This window comes from Streptococcus halichoeri (assembly GCF_019774635.1).
Lineage (GTDB): Bacteria > Bacillota > Bacilli > Lactobacillales > Streptococcaceae > Streptococcus > Streptococcus halichoeri.
This window is the reverse complement of record NZ_CP081502.1, coordinates 576,777-603,256: the sequence shown is the minus strand read 5'-3', so window position 1 is coordinate 603,256 and position 26,480 is coordinate 576,777. Positions and strand designations below refer to the sequence as shown.

Here is a 26,480-nt window from a genome sequence, read left to right as displayed (position 1 = left end):
CTTCTCTCCTATTCATCATTACTAGCAATGACATCTCCATAAGAATTTTGTGAAGCTGTCGGATCTTGAGAATCTGTAATTAAAAGCGTACTCATGTTATTTACGAGATATTTGCCATCAACTTTATTGTAAGTTAATTGAATAATAGTGTTATTATCTACGCCTGTTTGAGCACCTTCAGTTGAATTCTTTTTCTGAAGTAAATCATTTGTGTAATTAACATAGCAAATAACTTTATCATTGGTTTTATCAATATAAATTTGAGCATCTTTAAACTCAAAATTAACAACAAAGCCTTTATAAGCTTGATTTTGTGCTGTCTCTTCTTCAGAAACAGTAGCATTATACATGCCATCAGTCATATAATCTTTGTATCTGTTACGATTTTCTTCAAGATCTTTTTTAGTGTAATAAGCAATCAAAAACTGCTTAACCCAACCTTCAGTCAACTGATGACCTTCTTTAACCTTTTTGGTTAAAGTTGTATGACTTGAAGATTGATTATCTGTTTTCTTGCTCATTGACCCAAAACCTAAGCCAATGAGAAAGATAATAATAATCCCTACAATCATCATGACACGCTTAAAAAAGGTCACTTTAAATTCATCTATCATTATTTTTCCTTTCTTTAAGGGGTTGCGAATGTATAATATGGGGCGTTACGACAAACACGCCAGTGAATTTGACTTTGATTGCCTGCATAATTACATTCAGATACCAAAAAACTACCATCAGCGTTGACTGCTTCAACAATCATAACGTGTCCATACTGAGGATAAGTGCTATCAAAGCCACCAGCCGTTGAACAAACAGCTCCTGCCGTTGGCATTGTACTAAATTTCCAACCTTTGGCGACAAGATTTCCTACCCAGCTTTTACCATCACCAAGGTGACCATAACTTCCTGATAAATCCGTAATTTCACCTAGTTCAACCAGACGATTATAAGCATACCAAGTACATTGACCTGCAGGATAATCGTTACCAGGTTGTGTTGTCATGCTAACACCAGTTGGCATGCTCTTAATTTTGTCCCGATACTCCTCAGGGAAATTCCAAGAGGAAGCCATTGTTCCACCACCTGCGATTGATTGGTGGAACCAAGACAATGCTTGTTTAGCATAGCTTTGACGTTGAGAAAGTGTACCATTGTTGATACCTTCCCACTTTGTTAAGAAGGTTCTGGTAAGACTATCTGTATCAGAATTAGAACTTAACACACTTTTTAAAATGTTTTGATAATAAGGTGAATCACCTTCTAACATAAAGCGAATTTGTGTTTCTAGCTCATACCATTTTTTACCAATAGAATTCGCATAATTGATTAGCATAGTATGACGAGTACCGCCATCGGTGGTATCCGTCCATTGACCAAGTCCGATCCCACGATGAAGGATATTAGGATAACCACTACCGTAGATTGCTGTACCACCCATGTTTAACCAATTTGCATCATCCCAGCACCCATCAGATGCTCCGATGGGTGGGCTAAGATAATCACCTTCGGCTCGTTTTGGGGTAATGGATGACTCAACGGCAAAGTTTCCAACCACGGCAGCAACACCATTATCAGTAGCACTTGGATAAAACTTCTTCATTAAGTCATAAAATTGTTTAGCACGTCCACTCAATTCAGATGATGTTCGCATAACGACAGTTGTTTGAGCGTACTTAACAAACGGGAAATAAAAACCAGGATTAACTAACACCCAAACGTTTGTCTTATTTTTCTTTGTCTGCTCCGTATAACCATATGAAACATCTTTATTTTTTATGTCTTGCAACCACTGAGAATCTTTAGCATCGACTTCACCATAGTTTTTGGCATAGGCAATCTTTTGTGAACCACCAGAAACGGTTCCAAGCTCGGCTCCTGCTTCAATTTTATCACCTGTCTTAACTCGAATAGCTGAAACACCATAATAAATGAAACGTGCATCACTATCTGAAATAATTAAGTTAGTTGTTTTCGTTTCGTTACCTTTTAAATCTTTTGTTGTAACCGTAACCTTACCATCCATGACTGCATAAAGCTTTTGACCTGATTGAGCCTGAAGCGTTGTCGTTGGATCAATTTTATCTTTAGACGTATATCCATATCGCTTTGAAACAGTTAGATAATCTGTATCGCTTTTTGCATCATCAGCGGAATAAAATGGATTAATCAATTCTTGAGTAGCTAAGTATTTTCCTGTTTCGGATTGACTCTCAAGAATTTCTTTATAATCTGCTAAATCATCTTTATCTAACTTCATCCAGGCTTTACCGTTGGTATAAAGTTCCGCCATGGTTTTTAGATTGTCAATATCACTGTTCTCCTCTTTCCAGATATCATCAAGAGCATCAGAAAAATGATTAAAACCAAGTGCGCCAGTTAATTTACCGCCTGTACCATCATCCCAGTTAGCATCAGGTTCCCATTCACCACCATAGCGGAAATTCATGTAAAGCAAGATTGAGTCAATATCTGTGTAGTACTCGACCTGATCAGACGATTTTTGTCGGTCAACTTGTGAAATATGAAGCCATGACTGATTAAGCGTGAAATCATTTTGTTGAATGACATTACTTGAAAAGATTGAGGAAACAATAATTATCAAAAACAAGATAAAAGCAAGAACAGCGCTGACAATCCATGTAATGGGATTAGCTAATAAGGTTGCTGCTACACTTGCTGCCGTTTTTACAGCTGAAGCAGTTGCTTGTGCTACTTTTGTAGCAGCTTTTGCTGTTGTTTTAGTTGCAAACTTAGCTCCTGCTTTTGTGCTTTTATAAGCTCCTCTACTAACTTTAACCATGCCTTTACTTTTTCGATAGGCTAGTTTAGCACCTCGCCAAGTCACTTTACCAGCTTGTTTTGCAACTGCTTTTGACTGTCTCGTTCGATACTGTAAATTTTGTAAATCTGACAAAGTATCATCTTGATCCATCGCAGTTGTTTTTATCTGATGACTAGCATTCAGCGCTATATTTTTACCAGTTCGTCTAGCTTTCTGACCAATGGTTGGATTAGTCTTTCTGACTTTCTTTTTGATTTTCTTAGTAGCTTTCTTTTCAGCTAGCGCTTTCTCTAAGTCGTCTACAATCTTTTCACCGTCAACATCTTTATCAATGCCTTTCTCAGCTCTCCTTAAAGCTGCTCTAGCATGTTTCACCTTAATCTTAGCTTCATGATGCTCCTTTTTAGCAGCGTTTTGAGCTTTCTTAGCTGATAACTGATTGTGACGTTGAACACTTTCTTTAATATGACGCTTTCTGACTACACGCTTCCTTAAATCATCTTTGTTGGACATGATTCACCCCCTCTCTTATTTATTCTGATAAAGCAATTAATCAATTTGACGATAAGCATCCGTTGCAACTAAGCGGAATAGTTCAGTATTTTTAGGAATTGGATTTTCAAACGGTACTGCTGTTTGACCTGCAATAATTAAACCAGTTCCTTTTGCTTTCGGTTTTTCAACATAACGAATAAGTGCATCTGTCAAATTGATAGTTTGAGTTAAGTATTGTAAATCTGTTTTCTTTTGCTTCAACAAAACAATAAACTCACTATTTGAAATCAATTTACGTCCTTCAGTACGAGCTAATAGTGTTTCAACGTTTTGAGTAATTCCAGTTGGGATAGCACCATACTTACGAACACGAGCGTAAAGGTTGGTAAAGAACTCTGCTTGATTATCTGTCAAGAATTGATTTTGCATTTCATCAAAATAAATGCGAGTTGTTAACTTACCTTGATTATTAACGACCTGGTTCCAAATGTAATCTTGTACAACCATTAAGGCAAATGGTTTTAATTTACCATCAAGTTTTTTCAAGTTGAAAATAACCACTTGATTATTCAAGTTAACATTAGTCTCATGTGCAAAAATATCTTGAGAACCATTCGTATACGATTCTGACTTCAAAGCCAAATCTTGAGCTACATCTTCAGGTTGTTCCAACAGAATGTTGTACCAATCTTTTAAAGTCGGTGTCCTATCAGTGATTCGTTCATAACATAAACGTGTAACACGGTCAATAATTGAAAAGTCTTCATCCGTAACTTCTTGAAGAATATTTTCAAAAAGTCCCATGATAAGTGATGATTTTTCACCAATTGGGTCAGCATCTTCAGCAGATAGATTTTCTTCATCTGGTAAATCCATCAAATTCAAGTGAGTCTGTGAGCCTGGGAAAATATCAATCAATTGAGCATCAAAAGCACGTCCAATATCTGAGTACTCATCTTCAGGATCAACAATGATAATACGATCATCAGGATATCTTAAAATCGTTGGAATAACTTCACTAGTCTTAACAAAAACAGACTTACCTGAACCTGAAGAACCTAGGATAACACCAGATGATGTATTTAAATCACGTTGACGGTCAAGCGTAATAATATTGTTTGAAATTTGATTTTGTCCGTAGTAAATCGCCATTGGACTACTACTTTGCAAGTCAGTATTTGTAAATGGAATCTGTGTAGCAATATTTGTTGTTGTCATATCACGCATGAAACGGCGTTTAACATCCAAATAAGTTTTTCCGATTGGCAAAATGGTATTAAGTGCTTCTTCTTGGTGGTAGTAAGTTTCTTCAAAATCAACCACATGCTTACGTCCTGCTTGTTTGACACGGTTGGTATAATCAGCAAGTTCTTCAGGTGTATCTGCTTTTAGCATGACTGCAAAAATACCTGAAAACATTTTTTGGTCATTATCATTAATTTCAGTACTCCATTTAGCGGCTTCTTCTGCAGTAGCTTGAGCTACACCTGATACTGCTAAATTTCCTGAGATACCTTTATCTGCAGCAACCTTTTGAGACTTAATCATATCCATTTTGACACCTGCTTCAGCATTATTAATTTTCTGAACAGCATCTGCTGGATCATACGGTTTAGCATGAATAGTAATAGCTAATTCAATCCCAATATCTGTGATTGACTTGATAAGACGGTCATTTAGAAAAGCTGGGAAGCTCCTAGCAAAAAGAACTTTGCAGTACTTTTTATCCATCATAAATTGGTCTTGTTGGAACCAAATACGTCCAGGAGCAATAAAAGATTTTGTTGTTAAACCACTAATACGGACATCTTTATAATCAACATTCAAATAAGGATTGCCACGTAACAAATCAGCAAAAATATTTAATCGCTCTGTTCCTGTCAAAGGCGTAAAAGAAATATCAATCACTTGAAATTGTTTTGAAAAGTTGTTTTCAACATCATTCAATTTACGGTATGCTTGTTTGCGATCTCGTGCAGACGTTGAAACCGTTATAAATTTTTCAACCTTAAAATTATTTTGGTCAGTCGCAAAACGTGACGTAATCATATCATTGTATTCTTTTCGATAGATATCACGGTCATCACTTTCAAGTTCATAAGTAATTTGACTTAAAAGTGTTGACGGAACTGGACGATTAATAATCAACAATTGATAAGTATTATCACTATCTAAGCCGTTTAAAGCTTCAACATAATAATCAATAATATCAAGCTTTTCATCCTCATCAGCCGTGATATAATTAGTATCACCCAACTCCCAAGTCTTAGAGTATTCTTCATCAACAATATGCATCAACCCATCTTCAAATAAAGACGTGTATTTAATTGTATTTTGAGTGCTAGCTTTCAAAGCTTTTTTAAGTTGCTTTGCTCGCTCTTTATCTTCTTTCGTCAAAGGTGTCGTTCCATTCATGGACGCCCTTTTGTTGAATAAACGTACCATTCATATCCTCACTTTCAAAATCTGTTTGATAAGCACGTTCTTGTACTGTGAATTTAAACATCAAAACTTCTTTAATTTGTTCGTCTTTTTTTATGCCATAGATAAATGAAGGTGGAACCGTCAAAGCTAATGCCAGATAAAACAAAATATCAGGCAATTTCAAGAAAGAGATCAATGTTGCTAAAGCAACACCAGTGACAATCCCAATTAGCATAATAAGTTGTCTCAAAGTAAAACCACCAATAACGCTTCGTTCAAATTGATCAATAGCTTTAAAAAACTCAGACCCTAATTTGTTCATTTTTCTCCTTCCATCAAAAAACAGTTCACTTTAAGTGAACTGCTTTTAATCATAATCCGTAACCTTTGAATAAACTTCAGTTTATTTTGGGGTTATTTCTAACATTTAATTATTAGATAAATTCAATTTATCTGGTGTAAAACTTAATTCATCGTTTTCAGTAACAATATCCAATTTCCCTATGACTTCTGATAAAGTATTTGCTATCAGTAAGTGATGTTTGAATTGCACCCTATAATCGTTATCAGCATACTTAACTAAAGTCTCTAAGGAATTTTTTAACAACTCTTGAGCAACTAAGATATTATCTCCTGCATCTAGCACTTCATGAATTACCATTATTTTCTCTAATGAGTCATTTAATGCTGGCGGGTTATCATCCAAGCCAAGCAAATACGGAACAGATACCCCAAAGTAGTCTGCAAGTATCTGGGCATTTTTCTTTTTAGGTGTCCTAATTCCTTGCTTGTATCCCGATAAAGTTGGATAAGCAATTCCAGTCTCTGCAGATAATTCCTTCATTGTCTTTCCAAATTGTTTTCGTAATTCATTCACTCTATTATCCATTTTCGCCTCCTATGATACATTCAACAATTGTTTAGCTTTACGTTGGGAACCAATCAACAAAATCAAGAACACTACGCATTTTCCAATATAACTAATAGCAGGAGCATAACTTCCTAACCATCCATTTTCATCAATTGTTACTGCCGTATCAATTTTAAAAGCTTGCCAAATGACAAGCGTTAAAACAATAACTGCTCCTTGAAGCGCAATTGCACCAAAAGTTTTTAAAAAGTTAGTGGCAATATGACGTGTATTATCACCCATCCAAAAAGCAACAATAATTGGTGCTATCGCTTTAAAAAAATATAGTTCAATAAAACGTAATAAGACCATCACTTTCACAGATAGTTGTGCTGCAGCTCCAATAAGAAATGCAAGAAGATTAAGACCCGTTCTAATACCATAAGCACCTTTTTTAATTGCTTTAAATTCAAATAGGTTATTTCCGCTTAAATCAACACCAATCAGTTTAGTAACACCATTTGTAAACCACATAATGGCATTTAAAATTGCTCCTGATTGTGCAACTAGAAAGTAAGCAATAAAATATTTAACTGCAACTTCTAAAAAAAGCTTCCAAGTCATCTCACCACCTTGATTTCGAATAAAACGGTACCAAGAAAGCATTTCAATTAAAAATAAAACCGAAACCAAAATATAACCAATTGCCATCAAAGACTTATTAATGGAATTAATTGAAGAGTTAACAGTTTTATTATAACCACCTAAAGTTTTTGTTAACTCGGTAAGTATATCTTTCATTGTGCTCCTTTCTAATTAAAAATAAAAAAGAACCATAATTGGTTCTTCGTATAATATTAATGGTTGTCACTATTCGACTGAAGAGAATGTCATTACGGTTGCAAAAAGAAACATAAAAATAATACAAATAACTATGTCGACTCCAGTAACGTAAATTGGTTCCAACGAGTTAGTCATAAAATCTTGTGCAAAAACCCTAAGAACAGCTGGCGCCTCAGATAAGTTAGAAATATTCCTTCCATCAAGAATTTCTGCAATTACAACACCGACAATTCCTTTTGTGACAATAAGCATAACTGCAACAGCAATTGCAGATTTTATCATGTTAAAGAAAAATAAAGTTAAGTAAATAGGAGACTTAAGAACAAAGAATAAAGCTTTGAAAAATCCACGTCCTAGAAAGCCTAAAGCATCCTTTAAGTGTTCGCCCAATGTTGGCTTATAAGATGCGTTAATGCGTTCCAACTCAGCTTGTGACTCTTCTGGTGTATGCCATCTAATACCGAAATGTTCCCATTTAGCATTATCAAGTTCATCCGCTGTTGGTGGACGTCCATTAGTGGCTTCAAAGTTTTTTGCAAAAGCTACATAATCAAATTCCTTGTTCATTTTCTTTTCTCCTTGTAACCCTTTTACTTACCTTTATTATACCACTTTTTCAACTGATTATCTTACATGTATGTAAGTTATTAGAATGAGATTGAGCGCATAGCCGCAACAATTGCTGCCGCAACACCTGCTGAAATAACTGCAATAGCTCCACCTGAAACCATTGAAGTCATGCCTTGGTCCATCATAGCTGGATTACCATTTTTACGTCCTGAAAAATAGTCAAAGGCTCCTGTTAATACCCACCCAAGACCTACGATTGAAAGAATTGCTCCTAAAGCTGTAACTACACGAACTGCTGTATCCATAATAAATTTCTCCTTTAAATAAAAATTTTAATAAAAATAAAAGGCTGTAAATTGTCTTATCAATTATTTTTATAGCCTGAAATAAGAAGGCAGTTACCTGCTCCTAGAAGGATACTATCAGGAGATTTAGACGTAACAATTATTTAGGCAAGATAGAATCCTTCTAGGAACAGGCAACGCCTGTCCTTAATATAAATTAATTATGTTTTTCTTTTTTGCGAAGACCAAAAGCTGCACCAGCAGTCAGAATTAGACCAACAATTGTTGCAAAAACATTCAATGGTGTTGTTTTCTCACCAGTCATTGGAAGTGCTGCAGCTTTAACAACTGGGACTTCTTCAATTGGTTTAGCTGGTTCTTCTGGTTTCGCTGGTACCTCAGGTGTTGGCGTATGAGTTGTTACTTTAGCAACTAACTCACGACCATTGATAGTATTGATGAAAGTGTTTTCAACTTCACCATCTTTAATACGTTCTACTTCAATCCAGAAGTCTGCATCAAAAGTACCTTCAACACCTAATGAACGAAGGAAATCTTCGTTAATGCTATAAGCCCATTCAGCTTTTTGAGCATCCCAAGTAACCTTAACAATTTTATTAATGAAATCATCATTAGTATCTTGGTTAAACTCAAAGATAAAGTGATAGCTTGTTCCAGCTTTGATAGTATCACCTGCTTTGATGAGATTACCACCTTCAGAAATCACGTCATAAGGTAAAGTCATATCCTCTTTGGCAGTGTATTCTGTGCCAGTGATGACACCCTTCCAGTTTCCTGTATAGCGGTCATGTTCAACATCTAGTTTATCTTTACCATCATATTGCCAAAGTGTATCATGATCTTTCTGAACAGTTACACCATCAAGTTTGTAATTAAAGACTTGATTAAGTCCGACTTCTTGACCATCAAGAACAGTACCATCTTTGCTAATAGCGTGTTTTTCTGGTGAAACATCTGGAACTTGAACCGTTACAAGATTTGATTGATAAGCATTTCCGAAGTCAATTTGATAGAAATCATTAGGAACAACAGTGCCTGCATCTGCTGTGAGATAGGCAGGAAGGTCAATGGTAACGTTCTTACCTGCCTTAACATAGTTTGTATAGAAACTTGCAGGTTCTTTAGCTACCCAAAGATAGAATTCACCAACTGGTGATAAACCTGATTGATCCAAAATAGCTTGAACTTCATCTGAAATAGTTTCATCTGCTAGAACATGATACATTGTAAAGAGGTCATTCAACTTATTAACAGCAGTTGTTTCTTCGCTATCGTTATCACCTGTATGGTTAGTTGATACGCCGCCTGCTTCTGTAACATCTGCAATGTCAGTAGAAAGCGTTGTTGTTTCGCCATTATCATCAGTCAAACGGATAACAATACCGTCTTCATTAACAGTAAACAAGCCATCTTCAACGTCATCTAAGATAGCAAACCCTTTAGAAATAGCATCTGTTGAAGCTGTTACATCTGTATAAGGTGTGTAATCAGTATTGAGGTGGAAAACAACGTTTTTATCGAAAGTTGTTGACCCATCAATGTCGTTACCATGAGTATCTGTGATTTCCTTCGTTGGTTGAGGCGCTTCTGGCGTTGGTGTTTTTACTGTATTTGAATAAACTTGATAAAGGTTGTCATTAACAAGCACTTTATAAGTGTTATCGTAATAAGCAGCATCATAGGCAGGCGCCCAATCAACCGTTGGCACAACTAATTTTTCACCTGTATAAGTTGTTTTATAAGTGAACGTTTCTGTTGCAGCATCGTAGCTGACTTCCCAACCATTCGCAACTGCCGCAGCAATATTGTCATCAACGTTGTAGTATTCCCCTGCTTCGAGTGGATCGATAATCGTAACGGTATCACCAACGTTAAGGTTAGCATAGAGATTTGAAATATCAAGTGTATCTGTTAAGACATCACCTTTAACAGCAGTCTTACCATCCATATCAACACCATCACTATTGGCGCGATCTTTTTCAACCATTGGGCTGTAGTTAAGCTTGTAGTCATGGTAACTTGCTTTAATAGTTTGATTTGTTGTGTCTGACAAACTTGTCAATGCCAAACTTGGTTTTTTTGGATTGACAGCCGTTACCAAATTCGCTTTGACCTCAGGTGGATTTACAGGATCTGGAGCTTTATTGGTATTCGTAAAGCTAATAACGGCTTGACCATGTGTGTTGTAGATCCAGTTATCATCAATATTCAAGAAACCAACATTAGCCAAGGTATCACCGACAGAAACACCGTGTTCATAAGTTAAAGTTGTTGAGCGATTAATGGTATCTGTAAAGGAATCATTACCAGTATGATAAGTACTGTAAATTTCAGTACCGCCAAGCGTATAAACATGGAAGTTTAGATTTTGATTAACCGCATAGTTTGGTCGATAAGCTGTATAAGAGTAAGTATAGAGCTCAACGCTATCCAAATAGACGGTAATATTACCATTACCTTGAGATTCTACATGGTAATTAAGTTTTCCTGTTAGCGTACCTGTACCAAGTGTGCCATAAGTATCATTCAAGCCATCGTTCATATCATGAGTGAAAGTAAAGGTACCATCAGCGTTGATTGTACCATTCATGAACGAATTACCATACGTCAAATTATCAACATCTTGTGTCTTAACACCTGCAGAGACAGAAACGTTTGTCCCATTGTTAAATGCAGCTAAATCAGCTGCATATTGTGCCAAAAGCGCATCAACAGCAGCTTTTTCGCTATTGGCTTGGGCAATAGTGGCATCATTTTGCGCTTGCAAGGCTTCAACATCAGCTACAGAGTTGACAACTTGACTTGATGTTGTTACCGTAACACCTTTATTCTTCAATTCGTTAGCTGCTGCTTCAACCGCTGCATTCAGCTCTTCTGCTTTTGAAACAGTGGCATCATAGTTAGCTTTAGCTTCTACATATTCAGCAACTGCTTCTTTGTTATCAGCTAAGGTTTGTTCAGCTTTTGTTTTAGCTTCGTTATTGGCACTAGCTGTACCGTCAGTAGCTGTTGCTGAATCATTTGTCACTGTTACAGTTGTTTCTGAACCGTAAGTATCTTTAGCATTATTAACATAATCGTTATTGGCATCAATAGCAGCTTGCGCATCTGCATACGCTGTATTATTAGCGTTTTGTGTTGCTGTTGCTTGTTCTAGTGAGTCGACTTGTTTTTCTTGGTCGTTAGCAATTTCTGATTTTGTATCATTTAATCCATCAGTTGTTGTATCTGTTCCATAGTCTTTAACAGCTTCTTTTGTCACGTCAACAGCAACGTTGCTAGCTTCTGTCGCAGCAGCTTCCACATTACTGTTATCAATATCTACTGCTAGTGTCCCTTCAGAAGTATTAGCATTTTCTGCATAAACATTGTTATCATTGATGCTTTCGGGTTGACTCGTCACAACTTCTGTCGTGTTATCTGTAGCCGCTGTTGTTTCATCGGCAGAAACACCTGTTGCACCTGCAAAGGTAATGACAGCAGCTCCTAGGGCAATACCTGAAGCTAACCCTTTTGCCCATTTTTTCTTCCGAAAATAACCATGTCCTTGTAATTGTTCTTTCTGATTCATTTGTTTTTCTGCTATCCTATTTTTTAATTAAAGTATTGGCGTTTCTTAAAGAATAAACCACCAATAGCGGCTAAGGCACTTCCTAAGATACTTAAAAGTGTTGTATTTTCATCACCTGTCATCGGTAATGTGGTGCTTTCACCAGTTGCGGTTGTGACTGAGATAGTCCCATCACTGTTTGTCGTTGCTCCGATTGATTCAGGACTGGTAATCGTGCCATCAGCCAATACGACTGAGCCATTTTGGGTGCTCACAATCGTAGCGCCTGTGTTGGTGTAGACTGGTGAGTCTGTCGTTACGTCTTGCACGATTTGGCCTGTAACCGTTGAGGTTGTACCAACTTGAGATGCACCAGCATTAGCTGCTGTTTCAGCTGAGATATTTGGATTGTTGGTAGGTACAGATGTGTCTGGAGTGACTGTCGCTGTCCCACCATCCGTTGTTGGAACGGTATGATTTGTTGCCACACCGCCTGCATCATCCACATTAGGAACCGCTTCACTCGGATCTGTATTACTTTCCGTTTGGGTATCGCTATCACCTGTGTGATCTGTTGTCACACCATTATCATCGGTTACCTCTGTAACGTCTGAAGAAGGATTTGTTGGATCAACAGGGACGGTTGGTTCCATTGTAGAACCTGTGTCTGTTGACGGGGTGGTTGACCCCTCATCAGGGATAACAACCTCTGATGAGGGAGCTGTTGATGGTGTCACTTGCTCTGTTGAGGGAGAAGTGGTGCCATCTGAAATCAATTCATCCGCATAAACTCCTGTTGAAGCCGTTGCTAAAATAGCTGTTGAAAATAAAGCGACTGCTTTAATCTTTTTCATTGGTTTCCTCCTTTATTCATTTCGTTGGCGATGATAGCCAACTCCTGTTAACACAAGAAGATTATCTCCGTTTCGATTAATTCTCTCAGCAATGATAAAGTGTTTTCGCTTGACGGTTAGAATTGCTGAGTAGATCTCGTGAAAACGGAGAATCTCTTCACTAACAACTTGCCAATTGCCATTAACCATTCGTTTTTCTTGCACTACTGCAAACTTTGGTCTGACAATGGCTTGCCTTCCGTCAACAAGGTAAAGAATAGCTTCACCTTGTTGTCCAAGAAGACGTAAGTCTGATAGAGTCATTTCTGGTCTATCAAATACTTTTTGTAAGTTTGGCATAGCAAACTCCTTTCTTGCTTTTGTAGAATATAATTCTATCCGCAATAAACAAACGCATGAGTAATACTCACAACTCCTAAACAGGAGTTAAGCCAGGACGTGCCTACTACTTTAGCAGGCTGTAACACCGCCTTCCTTATGCATTGTTATTCCATAGGCTTGCTGATCAGATCGGTGTTGGTATTTAATTATCAAAGGTCACAAGTAGTTTTGTGACTTGCCCAGGTCAATGATTGCTGTTAAGCAACATTGTGTGTTTTGTGAGTGTTGTGGTTTGGATATGATATTGTTGTCATTTCATCATCAGCCAATAATGGAGCATTGTGAGCTTCAACAGTAACTAAGGTAATCCCTATGATAGCTACAAAACTTATGACTACGAATACGACACTAAACATTTTCATCACCTTCTTTTTTCATGCTATAGTAATTTTCAGCATTTAAATGTGCTATACTTTTTTGCTCATACAGTCGTTCTTGTTTTAAGTTTTCTAGTGATTTCAGCAAATACGCTAATGGAGAAGTGCTATCTTTCGGAATACGTTCAATCATGTTTAATACTTCAGCACTTGTTACATAGCCACTTGCTAAATATTGTCCGATTTTCATTTTCTGGTTATGAGTCATTGTTAAAACAGTAGGAAACCCAAACAGTTGCTCATTGTATTTATCAGCAATTATTTGCAAGAGAGAATAATACTTTGGTTCAACGAATGGAGTTGATTGATTTTGTGATAATGACTGATTAGTTTCAGTTGACTGTGAAAATTCATTAGAATTTTTCTCAGTCTTTCTAGAACTAATATGATCACTATAATTAGTCTCGTTATATTCAGTCTCATTAGGGGCTGAATTTGACACCACCCCCGTATTATTTTGACACCCCCCTGGTCTAAATTTGACACCCCCCTGGTCTAAATTTGACACCCCGGGTAATTCATCATCGTTAGCGTCAAAATCATCAACAATCAAGTTTCCAAGATAAATACGATTAGCAAGGTTTCCTTTACTACTAGTTGACTGTTGAACTTCCTTAATTAAATCGTATTCAGCTAATTGTTTTTTTATCCTTAACAAAGTTGACTTTGATACTTTAAGAATTTTCATCAAACTTGTATTTGAATAAACTAGATAAATTCGTCCCTCTTCATCAACCCAATTATTTCTTAGGGAAAGGCTTAGTCTATCTTTTAAGATTGAATAAGATACTTTTGAATCTAATCGCATATCTTCATAACGAGGACTTTCAAATAAAAGTTTTGGAAGTTTAAAATATCGTTCAGACGTTTCATACTGTTCTACAGTTATTGCATTAAAAACCATAAATCTATACCATTTTAAAATAAAGCTGACCATTTGGTTTTATTTCAATAAGACCAAATTTTTCTAATTCAGCAAGTTGACTTTGACTTTCTTTACGTGAAATTTTTAACTCAAACATCAAAAATTCAATGAGTATTTCACGCGAATGTAGTTCATTAGAAGTCATGTTTGTATCCTTTCTTTTTAGTACAGAAAAAGAGAACAATTTTCATTGCTCTCTTGACTTATAGATTTATTTTATTAATTCTCAAAACTCTAGACACTTACTTCATATCTGCAAGGGATAAATCCCCTCTTCCAAAAAGCATTTTTTCTGACTAGTGATATAAAACCACTTCCTGCTTACTAGCAGCATTTTTTCTAAGAGAGGGACTGAGCCTTGTTGACTAGAGCCTTGAGAGCGACATCTCACCTTTTGTTGGCAGTTCCTGGGCTTTTGGTTACCCTTTTGGATAAGGGATAAATGACCACTTCCTATAAAAGCGAGGCAGAAAAAGCCGCTTAGCTCATTTTGTGGTATAATGAATTATTAAGTAAACTTAATATTTAATTAAACACCACTTAGCGGAGAAATCATATGTCTACTGAAAACTCTCAATTGCTTGATACGCCTCAAAAAATCCCGGTTCAGTCAGGAGCCTCCTTTGGCCGGCTCCTGCTCGCTTTTACCGGGCCAGGCATGCTGGTCGCAGTTGGCTACATGGATCCAGGCAACTGGATTACCAGTGTCGTTGCAGGCGCCAGCTATAAATACATCCTCTTAGTGGCAATCTTGCTTTCTTCGGTGATTGCCATGCAACTACAACAAATGTCCGGAAAACTTGGCATTGTCACCCAGCGGGACTTGTCGCAAATGATTGCCGAGAAGTGTTCTAAACCACTGCGTTATTTCTTTTTTATCATTACGGAACTCGCCTTAATGGCCACTGATTTAGCGGAGGTTATTGGGGCTGGGATTGCGCTTCACCTGCTCTTTGGCTGGTCTATCTTGTTTTCCATTGTGTTAACCATTACAGATGTCTTCTTACTATTATTGCTGATGAAGCTTGGTTTTCGCAAGATTGAAGCCATCGTGGGAACCCTGATTTTAAGCATCCTGGGCATCTTTCTTTATATGGTTTGGCTCGCTCAGCCAGACCTTAACCTCCTTTTGAAGGGCTACCTGATTCAGCCGGCGCTTTGGCAAGCACCAAAAGCAGGGCAAGATTCTGTCTTAACACTGGGCTTAGGCATTGTCGGTGCGACCGTTATGCCTCACAATTTATTCTTGCATTCTTCTTTGTCGCAAACCCGAAAAATAGATTATAGCTCGCGTAAGCATATCAAAGAAGCTGTGCGCTTTATGACCTGGGATTCTAATATCCAATTGTCGATTGCCTTTGTGGTCAACTCCTTATTATTGATCTTAGGAGCGGCGCTCTTTTACGGTCATGCAAATGACATTAGCGCCTTTTCTGAAATGTATCAGGCACTTAGCAATCCGGCTATTGCTGGCCCGATTGCTAGTCCGCTTTTATCTACCCTTTTTGCTGTGGCGCTTTTGGCTAGTGGGCAAAATTCTACAATTACAGGGACCCTTTGCGGCGAAATTGTGATGAAAGGCTTTTTGCACATCAAACTTCCTGCATGGCTACTGCGGTTAGTCACGCGCTTAGTCGCCCTCCTACCTGTCCTGGTGGTGGCCTTCATATTTGGAGACCAAGAGCCTGTACTGGATCACTTACTGATTTATTCCCAAATCTTTTTATCCATTGCCCTGCCCTTTGCTATCTTTCCTTTGGTCTATTTTACCTCCAAAAAGGAGCTCATGGGCGAATTTGCCAACCACAAAATCAATACTGTGTTAGCCTATGGTGTTGCCCTGATCCTGACCTTCTTAAACTTGCAATTAATCTTAAGCCTCTTTTAACACTATCGCCTGCTAGCCAGTAGGGGGCTGTTAGCTAAAAATGCTCCTCTTGGCTCCTTGCCTTAGTAAGTCTGTAAAGACAGGCGTTTGTCTGGCTAAGAGGCCAGCAGGTGACACTACAACCTAAAAAGCCCTTGCACTTTCTGTCACTTTGACAGAGAGTGCAAAGGCTTTTTGAAGTTCGGTTTTTAAATCCAGAGCTAACCTCAACCTCATTTTTGCAAACTTACAACAACAAAACGATTGGGGTCATTGCCTTCTGAAAAGCTAGTCACGCCTTCGATTGCTGAGATGGTTTTATGAACAATCTTTCGTTCACTGTTACTCATCGGATCCATAGTATAGTCCTTACCCGTTTCCAAGACGCGCGTAGCCACCTTTTGGGTAAAATCAATCAAGGTTTCTGTTCGATGCTCCACATAGTCATGGACATTTAAAACAACTGAAAATGATTTAGAGTAACGGTCATGTAAAAAGTTCTGAGCCAGTAATTGCAAGGATTTTAAGACCTTGCCATGATAGCCAATGACTCGGCCGGCATCTGGCGTTTCAATTTGTAGGTTGATTTGGCGGCGGTTATGACTGGTGTCAATACTCGCTTCAATGTCCATTTCATAGATGATCTTGGTCACATAGTCGGCCACTTCTGCGGTGGCTTGGTCAATATCATCGCTAAGGGCAGGAGCCATTTGTACTGAGACTTGATCTAAAAGGCTATCTGCCTGAGCTAGGTCTTTCTCTGACTGAGCCGGCTGCCTTTGTGTCTCACCCATCTGAGCTTTAGCCTCAGCTGTTGTCAATTCTGGTTCGGGCGTAACAAGGGTTGCTGATGCGGCGGATTGGGGCGCGCTAGCTGCTTGGTTTGACTCTGTTGGTTCAGAAGGCTTCGTAACTGTCGGTTCTGACTGCGCTGTTTGTGCTGCCTGGGCTTTTGAAATATCTTCTACTTGAACCTGCGCCAGCCGTTTGCCAAAACCTAAAAAACCTTTTTTTTCTTTTGAAATTACTTTAATGTGTGCTTTTAAGCGGGGCAATTGCAGGTCTTTTAGGCCTGCTTCAATTGCTGCTTCAACCGTTTTGCCTGTATAAATTCCCATTTTTTAACTCCTATTTATGACGTTTACTTGCTGCTTTTTTCCGGGCTCTGAGTTCACGCTTTCGGCGTGCTTTTTCTTCTTCTAGTAATCGCTGACGCTCTGCGATAATCGTAAAGGGGTTATTTAGCAATAAGACTTGCAAGACTTGGAAGGCATTTGATACTACCCAATACAAGACAACCCCACTGGCTAGGCGAAAACCCATGAAGAAAATCATTAGCGGCATGACATAAGTCATAATCGTCATCGAAGTGTTCTTTTCTTTGGCTGCCATATTGGTTAGCCAGGTTGATAAAAAAGTAAAGGCAGCGGCTAAGATAGGTAAAATATACCAGTGATCATGGTGTGACAATTCGACCCATAAGAAGGTACCCGTTTTTAAGGAAGGAACTCGACTTAGGGCTTGGAAAAGGGCAAACATGACTGGCATTTGGATGAGTAGGGGAAAGAGACTGGTATAAGGATTGACACCGTATTTTTTATAGAGGGCTTGACTCTCTTCGGCCAGCGCCATACGACTATCTGCGTCTTTGCCAGGGTATTTTTTTTGGAGGGCTTTTAATTCAGGTTGCAAATCCTGCATTTTTTGGCTGGATTTCATTTGAATATTAAAAAGCGGCATTAGAATAATCCGGATAATGATTGTAAAGAGAATAATCCCAATACCAATGGAATGATTAAAGGACAACCATTCAATTGCCTGAGCAAAAAAGTAGACCAGCTGATCCCAGCCATTGGTCGAACGGGCAGATACTTCTCCATTGCTACAAGCAACTAGAAGTAAAGACAGGGGTAGCAAACTTGCCAGTTTAAATGTTTTTTTCACCTTCTTAACCTTCCTCAAGTAAGTGCGCTAGTATCAAAACATGCTCTAAATTCGCTTTGACAGCTTGATAATCTAAATCTTGAACGCCTTTTCGCGCAATGACGACGAAATCTTCAGATTTGAGCCTGTCTTTAAATTCTAATAGAACGTGTCTGATTTTTCGTTTAATGCGGTTTCGGGTAACGGCATTTCCTAGTCTTTTACCGACGGAAATCCCCACTCGAAAATGATCCTGCTGGGTTTGTAAATGATAGATTACAAATTTGCGATTAGCAGTACTGTACCCGTGATCAAATATGACCTTAAAATCTTTCTCACGCTTGACACGATAGGATTTTTTCAAAATGTAACTCCATCTCACTAAATTAGTATCATTATACCATAAATTCACAAAAAGCCTCAACTCGATTAGAATTGAGGCCCACCCATGCTAAATTTAACATTAAGATTAAGTCAGGCTAAATCTTTATAACTATAAAACCAGCATTGTGTTATCCAAACAAAGACAACTGATGTCATCAACAGCCAAAGACTAAAAAGTCGCATCAAAAATATCATTTAGTTATGGAGAGAGAGAGAAACAATATTTTGATTGCATCAGGGATACCTCTCAGCCAGCTGAAGATTGGTTAGTCTTTATTTATAGTAGTTATTATAGCTCCTTTTTAGCTAAATAATCGTATTTCTCCTGAAATGTCGGGTTTTCGTCCTAAAATGTCAAAAATAGTGGGTAGAAAGCCTCTTTTTAAGGTAAATGCTGCCACGTTTCGACCAAAGCTTTCATTTTCAAACGGGAAACCATACAAAAGTCACCATTTGCAAAATAGGCCAGCTGCTTGGTTTTATCAATGCGCACAATATTTTCAAGATTAACCAGATAAGAGCGGTGGCACATAAACAAACGGGGAAAGGCATTCCTAATGTCAGACAATTTGCCATAGAGTTCTAGCCGTTCCGTCTTTGTCCATAAGCAGACCTTATGCGGTGTGGTTGAGGTTGCAAAGTATAAAATATCCTTGTAGGGTAGTCTAATCCGTGTTTGAGGCGTTTCAAACTGAAACATATCTTCAGTGATATGATTTGACATCAAGCCTTGGGTGTATTTGATGCATTCTTCGATCTGTTCTTTAAACTGGTCTTGATCCACAGCCTTATCAATAAAATCTAAAGCAGAGACCTTATAGCGAAAGGAAATAGGTGCAAACTCTGAATGCGTGGTGACAAATACAATAACCGCATAGGGATCTTTCTTTCTGATCTCAGCTGCTAGCTCTAAACCTTTTTTGGCTTCGTGCTTGATTTCAATATCTAAAAAGAACAGCTGATGCGCCCCTTTTTCTTGGATACTGTCATAGAGTTTTTTTGAGCTAGAGAAGATATTTAACTGATAATACTGGATGCGCTGCTCAGCAATTATATCTTCAATCACGGTTTCAATGCGCGTTTGTTGCGCAAAGTCATCTTCTAGAACAAATATATTCATCTATTACCTCATTTCTAAGATTTGACGTAAGCGATAATGCTGGCTTTTTGTCGAAAAGATGGCCGCAGGGTAAGCATCAATAATGTCAAAAAAGCGCGAAAAATGATGCTCTTTTTGACTGCCTTCTTGCTGTTTTTTATTCTCAAAAAAGTGAGCCATCTGAATTTGCTTACTTCTAATGCTATTTTCAACGATGAAAAACTGCTTGGCATCTTGACTAAAGTAAGCAAGGGAAATAAAGGGGCGCTGACTGCCCTTGGTCGTCTCAATCGCAGTGTCCAAGACAATGCCCAACAAAACCACTAAGTCCATTAATTTTATGGTATTGCCTTCAATGGAAGCTGGAATGTCCACATAAAGCTCAATTCCCTGGCTTTGGGCCTCATGGCATTTAGCATTCAAAAGGCTTCTGATGACCGATTCCTGGACATTTTCCAAATCGGTAAATTCAAATGTTGTGTGTAAGAGAGATTCTCTTGCCTCCTTAATCACCTGCTGGTAGACTTGATTTATCAAGGTCAAATCCCCACTATCAATACTTTCTTTCAGGCTAATCAAAATATTCTCTGAATCATGCTTAATCGTGCGAATATTCCGGTACAGACTTTCAATGTAAGCATTGTATTTTTCCAGATTGGTGATGCGTTCTGCCTGAGCGCTAGCTAATTTTTTCTCTAATTCGTCCTTAGCAAAGCGATCCAACCGAAAAATAAAAGCAACAATCAGGGCCAGGTAGACCAAAAAAATGTAAGGACGACTCTCTAGATAGAAAACCGAGGGCGTTTTATCGCCTGCGCTCCACCACTCCATCAGGAAAAAATAAGCAACCATGACCAGGTTCATTACATTAACTCTACTTGTCAAACGCTTCTCACTAATAAAGCGAATCAGTGAAATATCAATACTAAAGAGGTATTTGAAGATAGCATAGCTGGGCAAGACAAAGCTGTAAGAAAGGAGCACGAGCTGCAGCTGCGAAACGTGTGCCAAAAGTGGGGAGCCCTTAAGAATTGGCAAAAACAAAAAAACAAGCGTTCGAAAGATAATCTCAACAAAAATATTAGCAAACAAACCATAAAAAAGGGTTTCTGATAGGCTTTTTTGGGGCAGGTTCACTAATCCAAGCATGATAAAAAATCCCTGATTGATTAGTAAATTGCCATTAAAGAGCACATTGATCAGGACAAATACCAGTCCAGTCACAGCAATGCGCCGAAAGCGCCAATTAATCCCTGAACTTTTAGCAAAAAAGTACCAGGTATCCCCAAAAAGAATGAGATAAAATAATAGTTGACTAATGGAATGCACGGGACTCTCCTTCCACTTCTGGTCCAATGACTAGTGTTTGGCGAAATTCATAGCAAGCACTCTTGGTGCTTAAGGAAAGTCTGGGATACTTCTTCAAAATGGCTTGGACATTGGCTAAGCCAATACCACGGACCTTTCCCTTTGAGGAATAGCCCTCTTTAAAAATCTCCACAATATTGACACGTTCTTCTTTGATGCTATTAGCCACCACCAGCATTTGCACCTCAGCATTGTTAAAATAAGCAATTGATAGCTCACGCGCCTCACTCAAAACAGCAGCTTCAATGGCATTATCACAAAAAATCGCAATCAACAACACCAGGTCCAAAGGCGCAATGGACGTATGAGTAATGATGTCAGGCACTTCCAAATGCACAGAGATGCCTGCTTTTTCAGCTTCGATGATCTTGGCAGACAAGATACTTTTGATAGATGACAGGTGAACGTTACTGAGCTTGGCTAGATTATAATGCTTATTATCCCAATATTCAGCTGCATTGCCTACCGAATCATAATAGAGGGCTTGAATCTCCTTAATCGATCCACAAGCAATGGTTGCACCCAGTTGATCTAAGCGACTGAGGTAGGATTTTTTAAAATTTTCAATATCTTTATAGAGTTTTTCCAGTTCAACGCCATAGCTTTCTAAATTACCAATATAAGTAACCTGTTCGGTCAATAATTTTTCTTCTAAAATGTGGCGCGCCGCTCGGTTAAAATAGGAAAAGAGCAAAGCAAAAAGCAACATAAAAATCAAAAAGAGCATTTTATAAGATGGAAACACAACCATCAGATGTGAAAACCGCATAAACGGATCCGCAAAGCCCAGTACCACCAGAATATCAACATAATAAACAAGGATACAAATCAGATACACCATGTAAAATTGCTGTGACTTCTGACCATTTTCAGACTGGACAATCGTTTGGTAGTCTTTCCCAATAAAATAGTTGGTCAATAAAAAACTTGGATAGACTAAAGCATAAGCTATCATTGTCATGAGCCCACTTTCAATCATCTTCATGCAGTCTGAGCAAAAATAAGGAATAACCACCGCAATCATAAACCGCGATGTCAAATCACTAAAAAATGCCGGAAAGAAAGCCAGAAAAAAGCTTTTCAAACGCCATAAAGGCTGCTTTGCCATTGCTAATACCACTAGAAAAATCAAAGGATCAAGCAGCAAAGGTGACAAAAGCCTGTTTTGGTTCATAAAAAAGGCTAAGGCTAAAATAAAGCCTTTTTTCCAAATGGGAAAAGAGACCCCTGAAAGCGAAGAAAAAATGGCGATCTCTGTGGTATAGTAAATCATAATTGAAACAATCAAATAGAACATATGGCTAGATAACCATCACTTTCTTTTTCCTTAACGATTAAGCTACCCCAAAGCAGCAAAGCCCTGTCATACTCCAAAAAGATAAAACAACACTCTTACCACCCTATTATCTCATCTCTTTCTTATTCAACTTTAATAGTATCAGAGTCTTTGATTATAATCAGCTCAAAATATTTTCATTAGTGATAAAGGTTAAAAGGCTTAAGATAAGAAAACGCTGAGCATAAGACCACTGGCTTGCTAGTCTGGGTCCCACCATTATAACATGAAATCCGACTTTGCTCTAATACAGTGCTTGTTATTTTATTATTTTTATCTCATTTTTATCTTTTTTTCTGACTATTTACAGCAACTCAGCACCAAAATGAATAATATGGTGGTTAACCAAACACAACTTCAAACAAGCTCAAAAGGCAATACCTACACTCGCAGACAGCATCACACGACAAGAATGACCAAACATTGACGGGATAACCCTTAGTAGCCATGATAACGGAGTACCACTGCTGGAAAGTCAGCCATGTTAACACATTAGAAAATAAAGGGCTCACGGCTAAGGAAGAAGTCCCTCGCACATTGGTCTTAGCATATATGACATCAAAAACCAGCGAGCTTTATGGTAACTTCAGCAGAAAGAGCCCTTGGCCAGTTTGGTGAGCTGTATATTTCTTACCCTTCTTCTTAGTCAAGGTCGTTTAGAGCTAACAAAAAATGGCGAGCATTTGCACCCATCAGTTTAAAAAACAGGCTAAATGAACATAGCAGGTTTCAAAACGTCGACAAACTCCTATAGAATGGCATCATTTGACTTAGCCTAAGTGGGTGGCTGTTACATTATTAAACTCTTAGAAACGTTAATCTGGCAATGTTTCTGAGAGTTATTAATGAACTTCACAGAAAAAAAGATTGAAGAAAATTGTCCAAAGTGGACTTTTTCTCCAATCTGATCCTGCTAAATGAACATAGCAGGTTTTTTCTTATAGCATGTTCGCTAAATGCGCGATGGATTTCTCACGGCCTAATAAATAGATGGTATTAGGCAAGTCTGGTCCGTGCATTTCTCCAGAAACAGCGATTCGAATTGGCATAAAGAGATTTTTCCCTTTTATGCCTGTTTCTTTTTGCACAGCTTTGATTTGTGGGAAGATATTTTCAGGTTGAAAATCGTGGTCCGACATCGCCTCTAGCTTTTCTTTGAAGGCTTTGAGGACAATTGGCACTGTCTCACCAGCCATGATTTCTTTTTCGGCAGCTGTCAATTCGGGAAAATCAGTAAAGAAGAGATCGGTTAATGGAATAATCTCGTCAGCTGATGTTAACTGGGGCTGGTAGAGCTCAACCAACTTTTCAGCTTTCTTTGTTAGGCGCCCTGCTTTTTCTAAAAAGGGCTTACACAGTGCATAAACTGTTGCAAAATCCGCATGTTTTAGGTACTCATTGCTCATCCAATCCATTTTCTTTTGGTCAAAGGCTGCTGGTGATTTGCTAAGGCGATTTTCATCAAAGAGCTGAATCAATTGGTCACGGCTAAAGATTTCGTCTTCACCACCTGGATTCCAACCAAGTAAAGCAATAAAGTTAAACACTGCTTCTGGCAGGTAGCCTTTTTTGCGATAGTCTTCGATAAACTGTAAGGTGTTGGTATCACGTTTGGATAATTTCTTACCCGTTTCTGAATTGATAATCAGCGTCATATGGCCAAATTCTGGCGCTGGCCAGCCAAGGGCCTCATAAACCATCAGCTGTTTTGGGGTATTGGCAATATGGTCATCACCACGAATCACGTGTGAAATCTGCATATCATGGTCATCAATCACTACGGCAAAGTTATAAGTGGGATAACCGTCTTTTTTTTGAATAACCCAGTCGCCACCGATGTTGCCACCTTCAAATTCAATCTCACCTTTGACCAGATCAGTCCATTTGTAAATAGCTGTTTCATTAACCGCAAGACGCACTGTTGGAATAATCCCTGCTGCTTCACGCTCAGCGATATAAGCAGCTTTTTGCTCTTGTGACATGCCAAGAAATTCATTGATATAGCGTGGCGTTTCACCGGCTGCCTCCTGGCGCTCACGTTCGGCTGCTAATTCTTCCTCTGTAACGTAGGACTTGTAGGCCTTGCCCTCGGCCAATAATTGGTCGATGTATTTTTGATATAGATCAAGGCGTTCTGATTGACGGTAACGAGCATGCGTTTCTGGACTTTCATCCCAATCAATCCCTAGCCAGCGCAGATTTTCCAGCTGCGAGCGTTCGCCATCTTCCACATGGCGCTTGCGGTCTGTGTCTTCAATCCGGATGATAAAATCGCCACCATGATGACGAGCATAAAGATAATTAAAAAGAGCAGTACGCGCATTGCCAATGTGTAGCAAGCCTGTTGGACTTGGTGCATAACGCACACGAATGGGTTGAGTCATGACATTTCTCCTGTTTCATTACTTGGTAATCGTTGATTTTCTCGGGTAAGCTGGTAAAATCAACCATTTCGCTATCTGCTGAATAAGATAGTAATCTATTTTATTATAGCATACCTTAGCGAGCTAGGCGCAAAAAAATCCACGCAAAATGCCTTGGGCACTGGTCTAGCTAACCCTTGATGGGCTTTAGCGGGGTAGTTTCACGTAAATCACTTGGTTTAAAGCGTTTTCAAGTTTCCTACTCAGATAAGCTCGCCCATTACCGGGGTACACCCTTCCTAACAAGCTTACTCAAAATGATCCTGATCCTAAACCATACTAAAAAACAGTGGGATTTGCTCAATCCCACTTACGGCTGTGTCCATTATTTGTTTCAAAAACGTTACCTAGTCCAAAAGCAAGCAGCCAGGCTCTGCCCTACACACCGATCCTAGCAGCGCAGCCCAGAAAAAAGCTGAGTTTTTGAGGGAAAATAGCAAAGCTTTTTAGCCAGTCGAAGCGCTGCTTGCCTCGATGGCTTTCACATAATCAATAGCAACGACCAATGAGATAGCAAGATCCGCCAAGGCGTCATCATAGAGTTCCAAATCATAGGTTGATGGCAGGTGCAGCCAACGTTGATGAATCCTAGCTGCCTCACGCCCTTCATCAAGCAAGCTAAAGTTCATGTTCCAAAAATCACCCTCTACCTCTAAACCAAAATCGGAAATCGTATAGTTGGCTCCTATCCAGGTGAATTTTTTGCGAATCCGAATGACTTGACCATCGGCCAGGGTGACTGTAAAAATAGGCAAAAACCAGTTAAAGCGGTGCTTGATACGGCTAACAAAGCGCCCTTCTTGATCCGTTATTGTAAATTCTTTTGGGAATTTAAAAAGGGCGCCCTGAACGTGATAGGCCAGCTGGCCTGTCTCATCATTTATGTCAAATTGGCCCGCAACAGACCAAAGCTTTTGTTTAATTGTAAACTTTCTCATCTTGCCTACCTCCCAGCTGACTGCTTGCGCAGCGATTTTGTATCAAAGAATTAATACAATAATGATAACACGCGCTGATGAACTTGTCAAGGCTTAGGGCGCAGGCTTCTGTCAGGCAAACGGCTAAGCGCTAGTCGACCGCGGTCATCTGGCCCGTCGTCACGTCATAAACCGCGCCATTAATGACCACATCAGCTGGAATCAAGGGTGAGCCTTTTAGAATAGCCATGTCATCTTTGACACTTTGGATGACATCGGTAAAGGGCAGAAAATCACAACCTGATACATCAAGGCCCAGCTGATGCTGAATCTGCTCTGTAAAGCTAGCATTGGTAAAGGTCTGAGCCCCACAATCCGTGTGGTGCAAAACCACAATCTCACGTGTGCCCATTTGCTGCTGCGAGATCACTAGGGAGCGAATCATATCATCTGTCACCCGACCACCGGCATTGCGCAGGATATGGGCATCGCCTAAGGCCAAGCCCAGGGCTTGCGCCACATGCAAACGCGAATCCATACAGGTGACAATAGCCACACGCATCTTTGGCTTAGCAGGGAGCAGCGCCATACCATGTAGCTCCACATAGGCTTGATTGGCTGCTAAAAAATGTTCAAAATAAGACAATCTCTTTTCCTTCACCTTCTCTACTGATTTTCTTTTATCATAACACGACCACCCACCTAATAGGTAGTGTCTTGCTTGATTCTCTGCTAATCCGCAAACTAACAACCCAGATAAAGCAAAAGAAAGAGGTCGCTCCCAAACCACCGTGCTTACAGGGCTGACTG

At 38.9% G+C, this 26,480-nt stretch carries 23 protein-coding genes; 1 reads left to right on the top strand and 22 read right to left on the bottom strand.

Going from position 1 to position 26,480, the window contains the following annotated elements; genetic code table 11:
- Positions 1-8: 8 nt before the first annotated feature.
- The 13 genes from K5J94_RS03000 to K5J94_RS02935 all read right to left on the bottom strand — a co-directional run bounded on the left by K5J94_RS03000 (position 9) and on the right by K5J94_RS02935 (position 14,498).
- Positions 9-614: a hypothetical protein gene (locus K5J94_RS03000; RefSeq protein WP_142426137.1), complete on the bottom strand. Its 606-nt coding sequence runs from the start codon at positions 612-614 to the stop codon at positions 9-11.
- A gap of 14 nt (positions 615-628) precedes the next feature.
- Positions 629-3,292 (bottom strand): phage tail tip lysozyme, encoded by a 2,664-nt coding sequence (locus K5J94_RS02995; RefSeq protein ID WP_221913497.1) that lies wholly within the window; start codon positions 3,290-3,292, stop codon positions 629-631.
- A 36-nt stretch (positions 3,293-3,328) separates the two neighbouring features.
- Entirely contained in the window at positions 3,329-5,689 is a 2,361-nt protein-coding gene (locus K5J94_RS02990; protein ID WP_015695740.1) for a VirB4-like conjugal transfer ATPase, CD1110 family, read from the bottom strand.
- On the bottom strand, positions 5,655-6,020 hold the full coding sequence (locus K5J94_RS02985) for a PrgI family mobile element protein (protein ID WP_117479583.1): 366 nt from the start codon (positions 6,018-6,020) through the stop codon (positions 5,655-5,657). The genes K5J94_RS02990 and K5J94_RS02985 overlap by 35 nt, the downstream gene beginning before the upstream one ends.
- 105 nt (positions 6,021-6,125) lie before the next feature.
- Positions 6,126-6,587, bottom strand: coding sequence for a helix-turn-helix domain-containing protein (locus K5J94_RS02980; protein ID WP_015695742.1), 462 nt, complete (start codon positions 6,585-6,587; stop codon positions 6,126-6,128).
- A 9-nt stretch (positions 6,588-6,596) separates the two neighbouring features.
- Positions 6,597-7,349, bottom strand: coding sequence for a hypothetical protein (locus K5J94_RS02975; RefSeq protein WP_117479585.1), 753 nt, complete (start codon positions 7,347-7,349; stop codon positions 6,597-6,599).
- Between the two features lie 69 nt (positions 7,350-7,418).
- Positions 7,419-7,958, bottom strand: a complete 540-nt coding sequence (locus tag K5J94_RS02970; RefSeq protein ID WP_015695744.1) for a hypothetical protein — start codon at positions 7,956-7,958, stop codon at positions 7,419-7,421.
- Positions 7,959-8,038: 80 nt separating this feature from the next.
- Entirely contained in the window at positions 8,039-8,266 is a 228-nt protein-coding gene (locus tag K5J94_RS02965) for a hypothetical protein (RefSeq protein ID WP_000379152.1), read from the bottom strand.
- A 196-nt stretch (positions 8,267-8,462) separates the two neighbouring features.
- On the bottom strand, positions 8,463-11,837 hold the full coding sequence (locus tag K5J94_RS02960) for an SspB-related isopeptide-forming adhesin (protein WP_117479587.1): 3,375 nt from the start codon (positions 11,835-11,837) through the stop codon (positions 8,463-8,465).
- Positions 11,838-11,860: 23 nt separating this feature from the next.
- Complete coding sequence (locus K5J94_RS02955) at positions 11,861-12,670, bottom strand: LPXTG cell wall anchor domain-containing protein (protein ID WP_117479589.1); 810 nt, start codon at positions 12,668-12,670, stop codon at positions 11,861-11,863.
- A gap of 12 nt (positions 12,671-12,682) precedes the next feature.
- Complete coding sequence (locus K5J94_RS02950; RefSeq protein ID WP_014295381.1) at positions 12,683-13,009, bottom strand: hypothetical protein; 327 nt, start codon at positions 13,007-13,009, stop codon at positions 12,683-12,685.
- A gap of 390 nt (positions 13,010-13,399) precedes the next feature.
- A complete protein-coding gene (locus tag K5J94_RS02940; protein WP_015695747.1) occupies positions 13,400-14,332 on the bottom strand; it encodes a replication initiator protein A in 933 nt (310 codons plus the stop codon).
- Positions 14,333-14,336: 4 nt separating this feature from the next.
- Positions 14,337-14,498 carry a hypothetical protein gene (locus K5J94_RS02935; protein WP_006531779.1) on the bottom strand — a complete coding sequence of 54 codons (162 nt, stop codon included), beginning with the start codon at positions 14,496-14,498 and terminating at the stop codon, positions 14,337-14,339.
- 411 nt (positions 14,499-14,909) lie between these two features.
- Between K5J94_RS02935 and K5J94_RS02930 the strand changes: the two genes are divergently transcribed.
- A complete protein-coding gene (locus K5J94_RS02930) occupies positions 14,910-16,241 on the top strand; it encodes an Nramp family divalent metal transporter (protein WP_221913495.1) in 1,332 nt (443 codons plus the stop codon).
- Positions 16,242-16,453: 212 nt separating this feature from the next.
- Here the strand turns inward: K5J94_RS02930 and jag are convergent, their stop codons facing one another.
- The 9 genes from jag to K5J94_RS02885 form a co-directional block, all read right to left on the bottom strand.
- Positions 16,454-17,338 carry an RNA-binding cell elongation regulator Jag/EloR gene (gene jag, locus K5J94_RS02925; protein ID WP_221913491.1) on the bottom strand — a complete coding sequence of 295 codons (885 nt, stop codon included), beginning with the start codon at positions 17,336-17,338 and terminating at the stop codon, positions 16,454-16,456.
- Positions 17,339-17,348: 10 nt separating this feature from the next.
- Complete coding sequence (locus K5J94_RS02920) at positions 17,349-18,182, bottom strand: YidC/Oxa1 family membrane protein insertase (protein ID WP_269437379.1); 834 nt, start codon at positions 18,180-18,182, stop codon at positions 17,349-17,351.
- Positions 18,169-18,507, bottom strand: a complete 339-nt coding sequence (rnpA, locus tag K5J94_RS02915) for a ribonuclease P protein component (RefSeq protein ID WP_159543500.1) — start codon at positions 18,505-18,507, stop codon at positions 18,169-18,171. Before rnpA ends, K5J94_RS02920 begins: the two co-directional genes overlap by 14 nt.
- Before the next feature lie 402 nt (positions 18,508-18,909).
- Complete coding sequence (locus K5J94_RS02910) at positions 18,910-19,647, bottom strand: response regulator transcription factor (protein WP_159548506.1); 738 nt, start codon at positions 19,645-19,647, stop codon at positions 18,910-18,912.
- A 3-nt stretch (positions 19,648-19,650) separates the two neighbouring features.
- Entirely contained in the window at positions 19,651-20,955 is a 1,305-nt protein-coding gene (locus tag K5J94_RS02905; RefSeq protein ID WP_159564414.1) for a GHKL domain-containing protein, read from the bottom strand.
- Positions 20,942-22,291: a GHKL domain-containing protein gene (locus K5J94_RS02900; RefSeq protein WP_159543298.1), complete on the bottom strand. Its 1,350-nt coding sequence runs from the start codon at positions 22,289-22,291 to the stop codon at positions 20,942-20,944. The genes K5J94_RS02905 and K5J94_RS02900 overlap by 14 nt, the downstream gene beginning before the upstream one ends.
- Positions 22,292-23,268: 977 nt before the next feature.
- Positions 23,269-24,714, bottom strand: coding sequence for a glutamate--tRNA ligase (gltX, locus tag K5J94_RS02895; RefSeq protein WP_159543300.1), 1,446 nt, complete (start codon positions 24,712-24,714; stop codon positions 23,269-23,271).
- A 485-nt stretch (positions 24,715-25,199) separates the two neighbouring features.
- On the bottom strand, positions 25,200-25,691 hold the full coding sequence (locus K5J94_RS02890) for an LURP-one-related/scramblase family protein (RefSeq protein WP_159564420.1): 492 nt from the start codon (positions 25,689-25,691) through the stop codon (positions 25,200-25,202).
- Positions 25,692-25,821: 130 nt separating this feature from the next.
- A complete protein-coding gene (locus K5J94_RS02885) occupies positions 25,822-26,316 on the bottom strand; it encodes a beta-class carbonic anhydrase (RefSeq protein ID WP_221913487.1) in 495 nt (164 codons plus the stop codon).
- Positions 26,317-26,480 lie beyond the last annotated feature (164 nt).

Coding starts and splice junctions, on each gene's coding strand:
- K5J94_RS02970 (WP_015695744.1), bottom strand. CDS start 7,958: ATGAACAAGGAATTTGATTATGTAGCTTTTGCAAAAAACTTTGAAGCC.
- K5J94_RS02995 (WP_221913497.1), bottom strand. CDS start 3,292: ATGTCCAACAAAGATGATTTAAGGAAGCGTGTAGTCAGAAAGCGTCAT.
- K5J94_RS02990 (WP_015695740.1), bottom strand. CDS start 5,689: ATGAATGGAACGACACCTTTGACGAAAGAAGATAAAGAGCGAGCAAAG.
- K5J94_RS02985 (WP_117479583.1), bottom strand. CDS start 6,020: ATGAACAAATTAGGGTCTGAGTTTTTTAAAGCTATTGATCAATTTGAA.
- K5J94_RS02950 (WP_014295381.1), bottom strand. CDS start 13,009: ATGCCAAACTTACAAAAAGTATTTGATAGACCAGAAATGACTCTATCA.
- K5J94_RS02940 (WP_015695747.1), bottom strand. CDS start 14,332: ATGGTTTTTAATGCAATAACTGTAGAACAGTATGAAACGTCTGAACGA.
- jag (WP_221913491.1), bottom strand. CDS start 17,338: ATGGGAATTTATACAGGCAAAACGGTTGAAGCAGCAATTGAAGCAGGC.
- K5J94_RS02965 (WP_000379152.1), bottom strand. CDS start 8,266: ATGGATACAGCAGTTCGTGTAGTTACAGCTTTAGGAGCAATTCTTTCA.
- K5J94_RS02960 (WP_117479587.1), bottom strand. CDS start 11,837: ATGAATCAGAAAGAACAATTACAAGGACATGGTTATTTTCGGAAGAAA.
- K5J94_RS02900 (WP_159543298.1), bottom strand. CDS start 22,291: ATGTTCTATTTGATTGTTTCAATTATGATTTACTATACCACAGAGATC.
- K5J94_RS03000 (WP_142426137.1), bottom strand. CDS start 614: ATGATAGATGAATTTAAAGTGACCTTTTTTAAGCGTGTCATGATGATT.
- gltX (WP_159543300.1), bottom strand. CDS start 24,714: ATGACTCAACCCATTCGTGTGCGTTATGCACCAAGTCCAACAGGCTTG.
- K5J94_RS02910 (WP_159548506.1), bottom strand. CDS start 19,647: ATGAATATATTTGTTCTAGAAGATGACTTTGCGCAACAAACGCGCATT.
- K5J94_RS02930 (WP_221913495.1), top strand. CDS start 14,910: ATGTCTACTGAAAACTCTCAATTGCTTGATACGCCTCAAAAAATCCCG.
- K5J94_RS02975 (WP_117479585.1), bottom strand. CDS start 7,349: ATGAAAGATATACTTACCGAGTTAACAAAAACTTTAGGTGGTTATAAT.
- K5J94_RS02980 (WP_015695742.1), bottom strand. CDS start 6,587: ATGGATAATAGAGTGAATGAATTACGAAAACAATTTGGAAAGACAATG.
- K5J94_RS02890 (WP_159564420.1), bottom strand. CDS start 25,691: ATGAGAAAGTTTACAATTAAACAAAAGCTTTGGTCTGTTGCGGGCCAA.
- K5J94_RS02955 (WP_117479589.1), bottom strand. CDS start 12,670: ATGAAAAAGATTAAAGCAGTCGCTTTATTTTCAACAGCTATTTTAGCA.
- K5J94_RS02935 (WP_006531779.1), bottom strand. CDS start 14,498: ATGACTTCTAATGAACTACATTCGCGTGAAATACTCATTGAATTTTTG.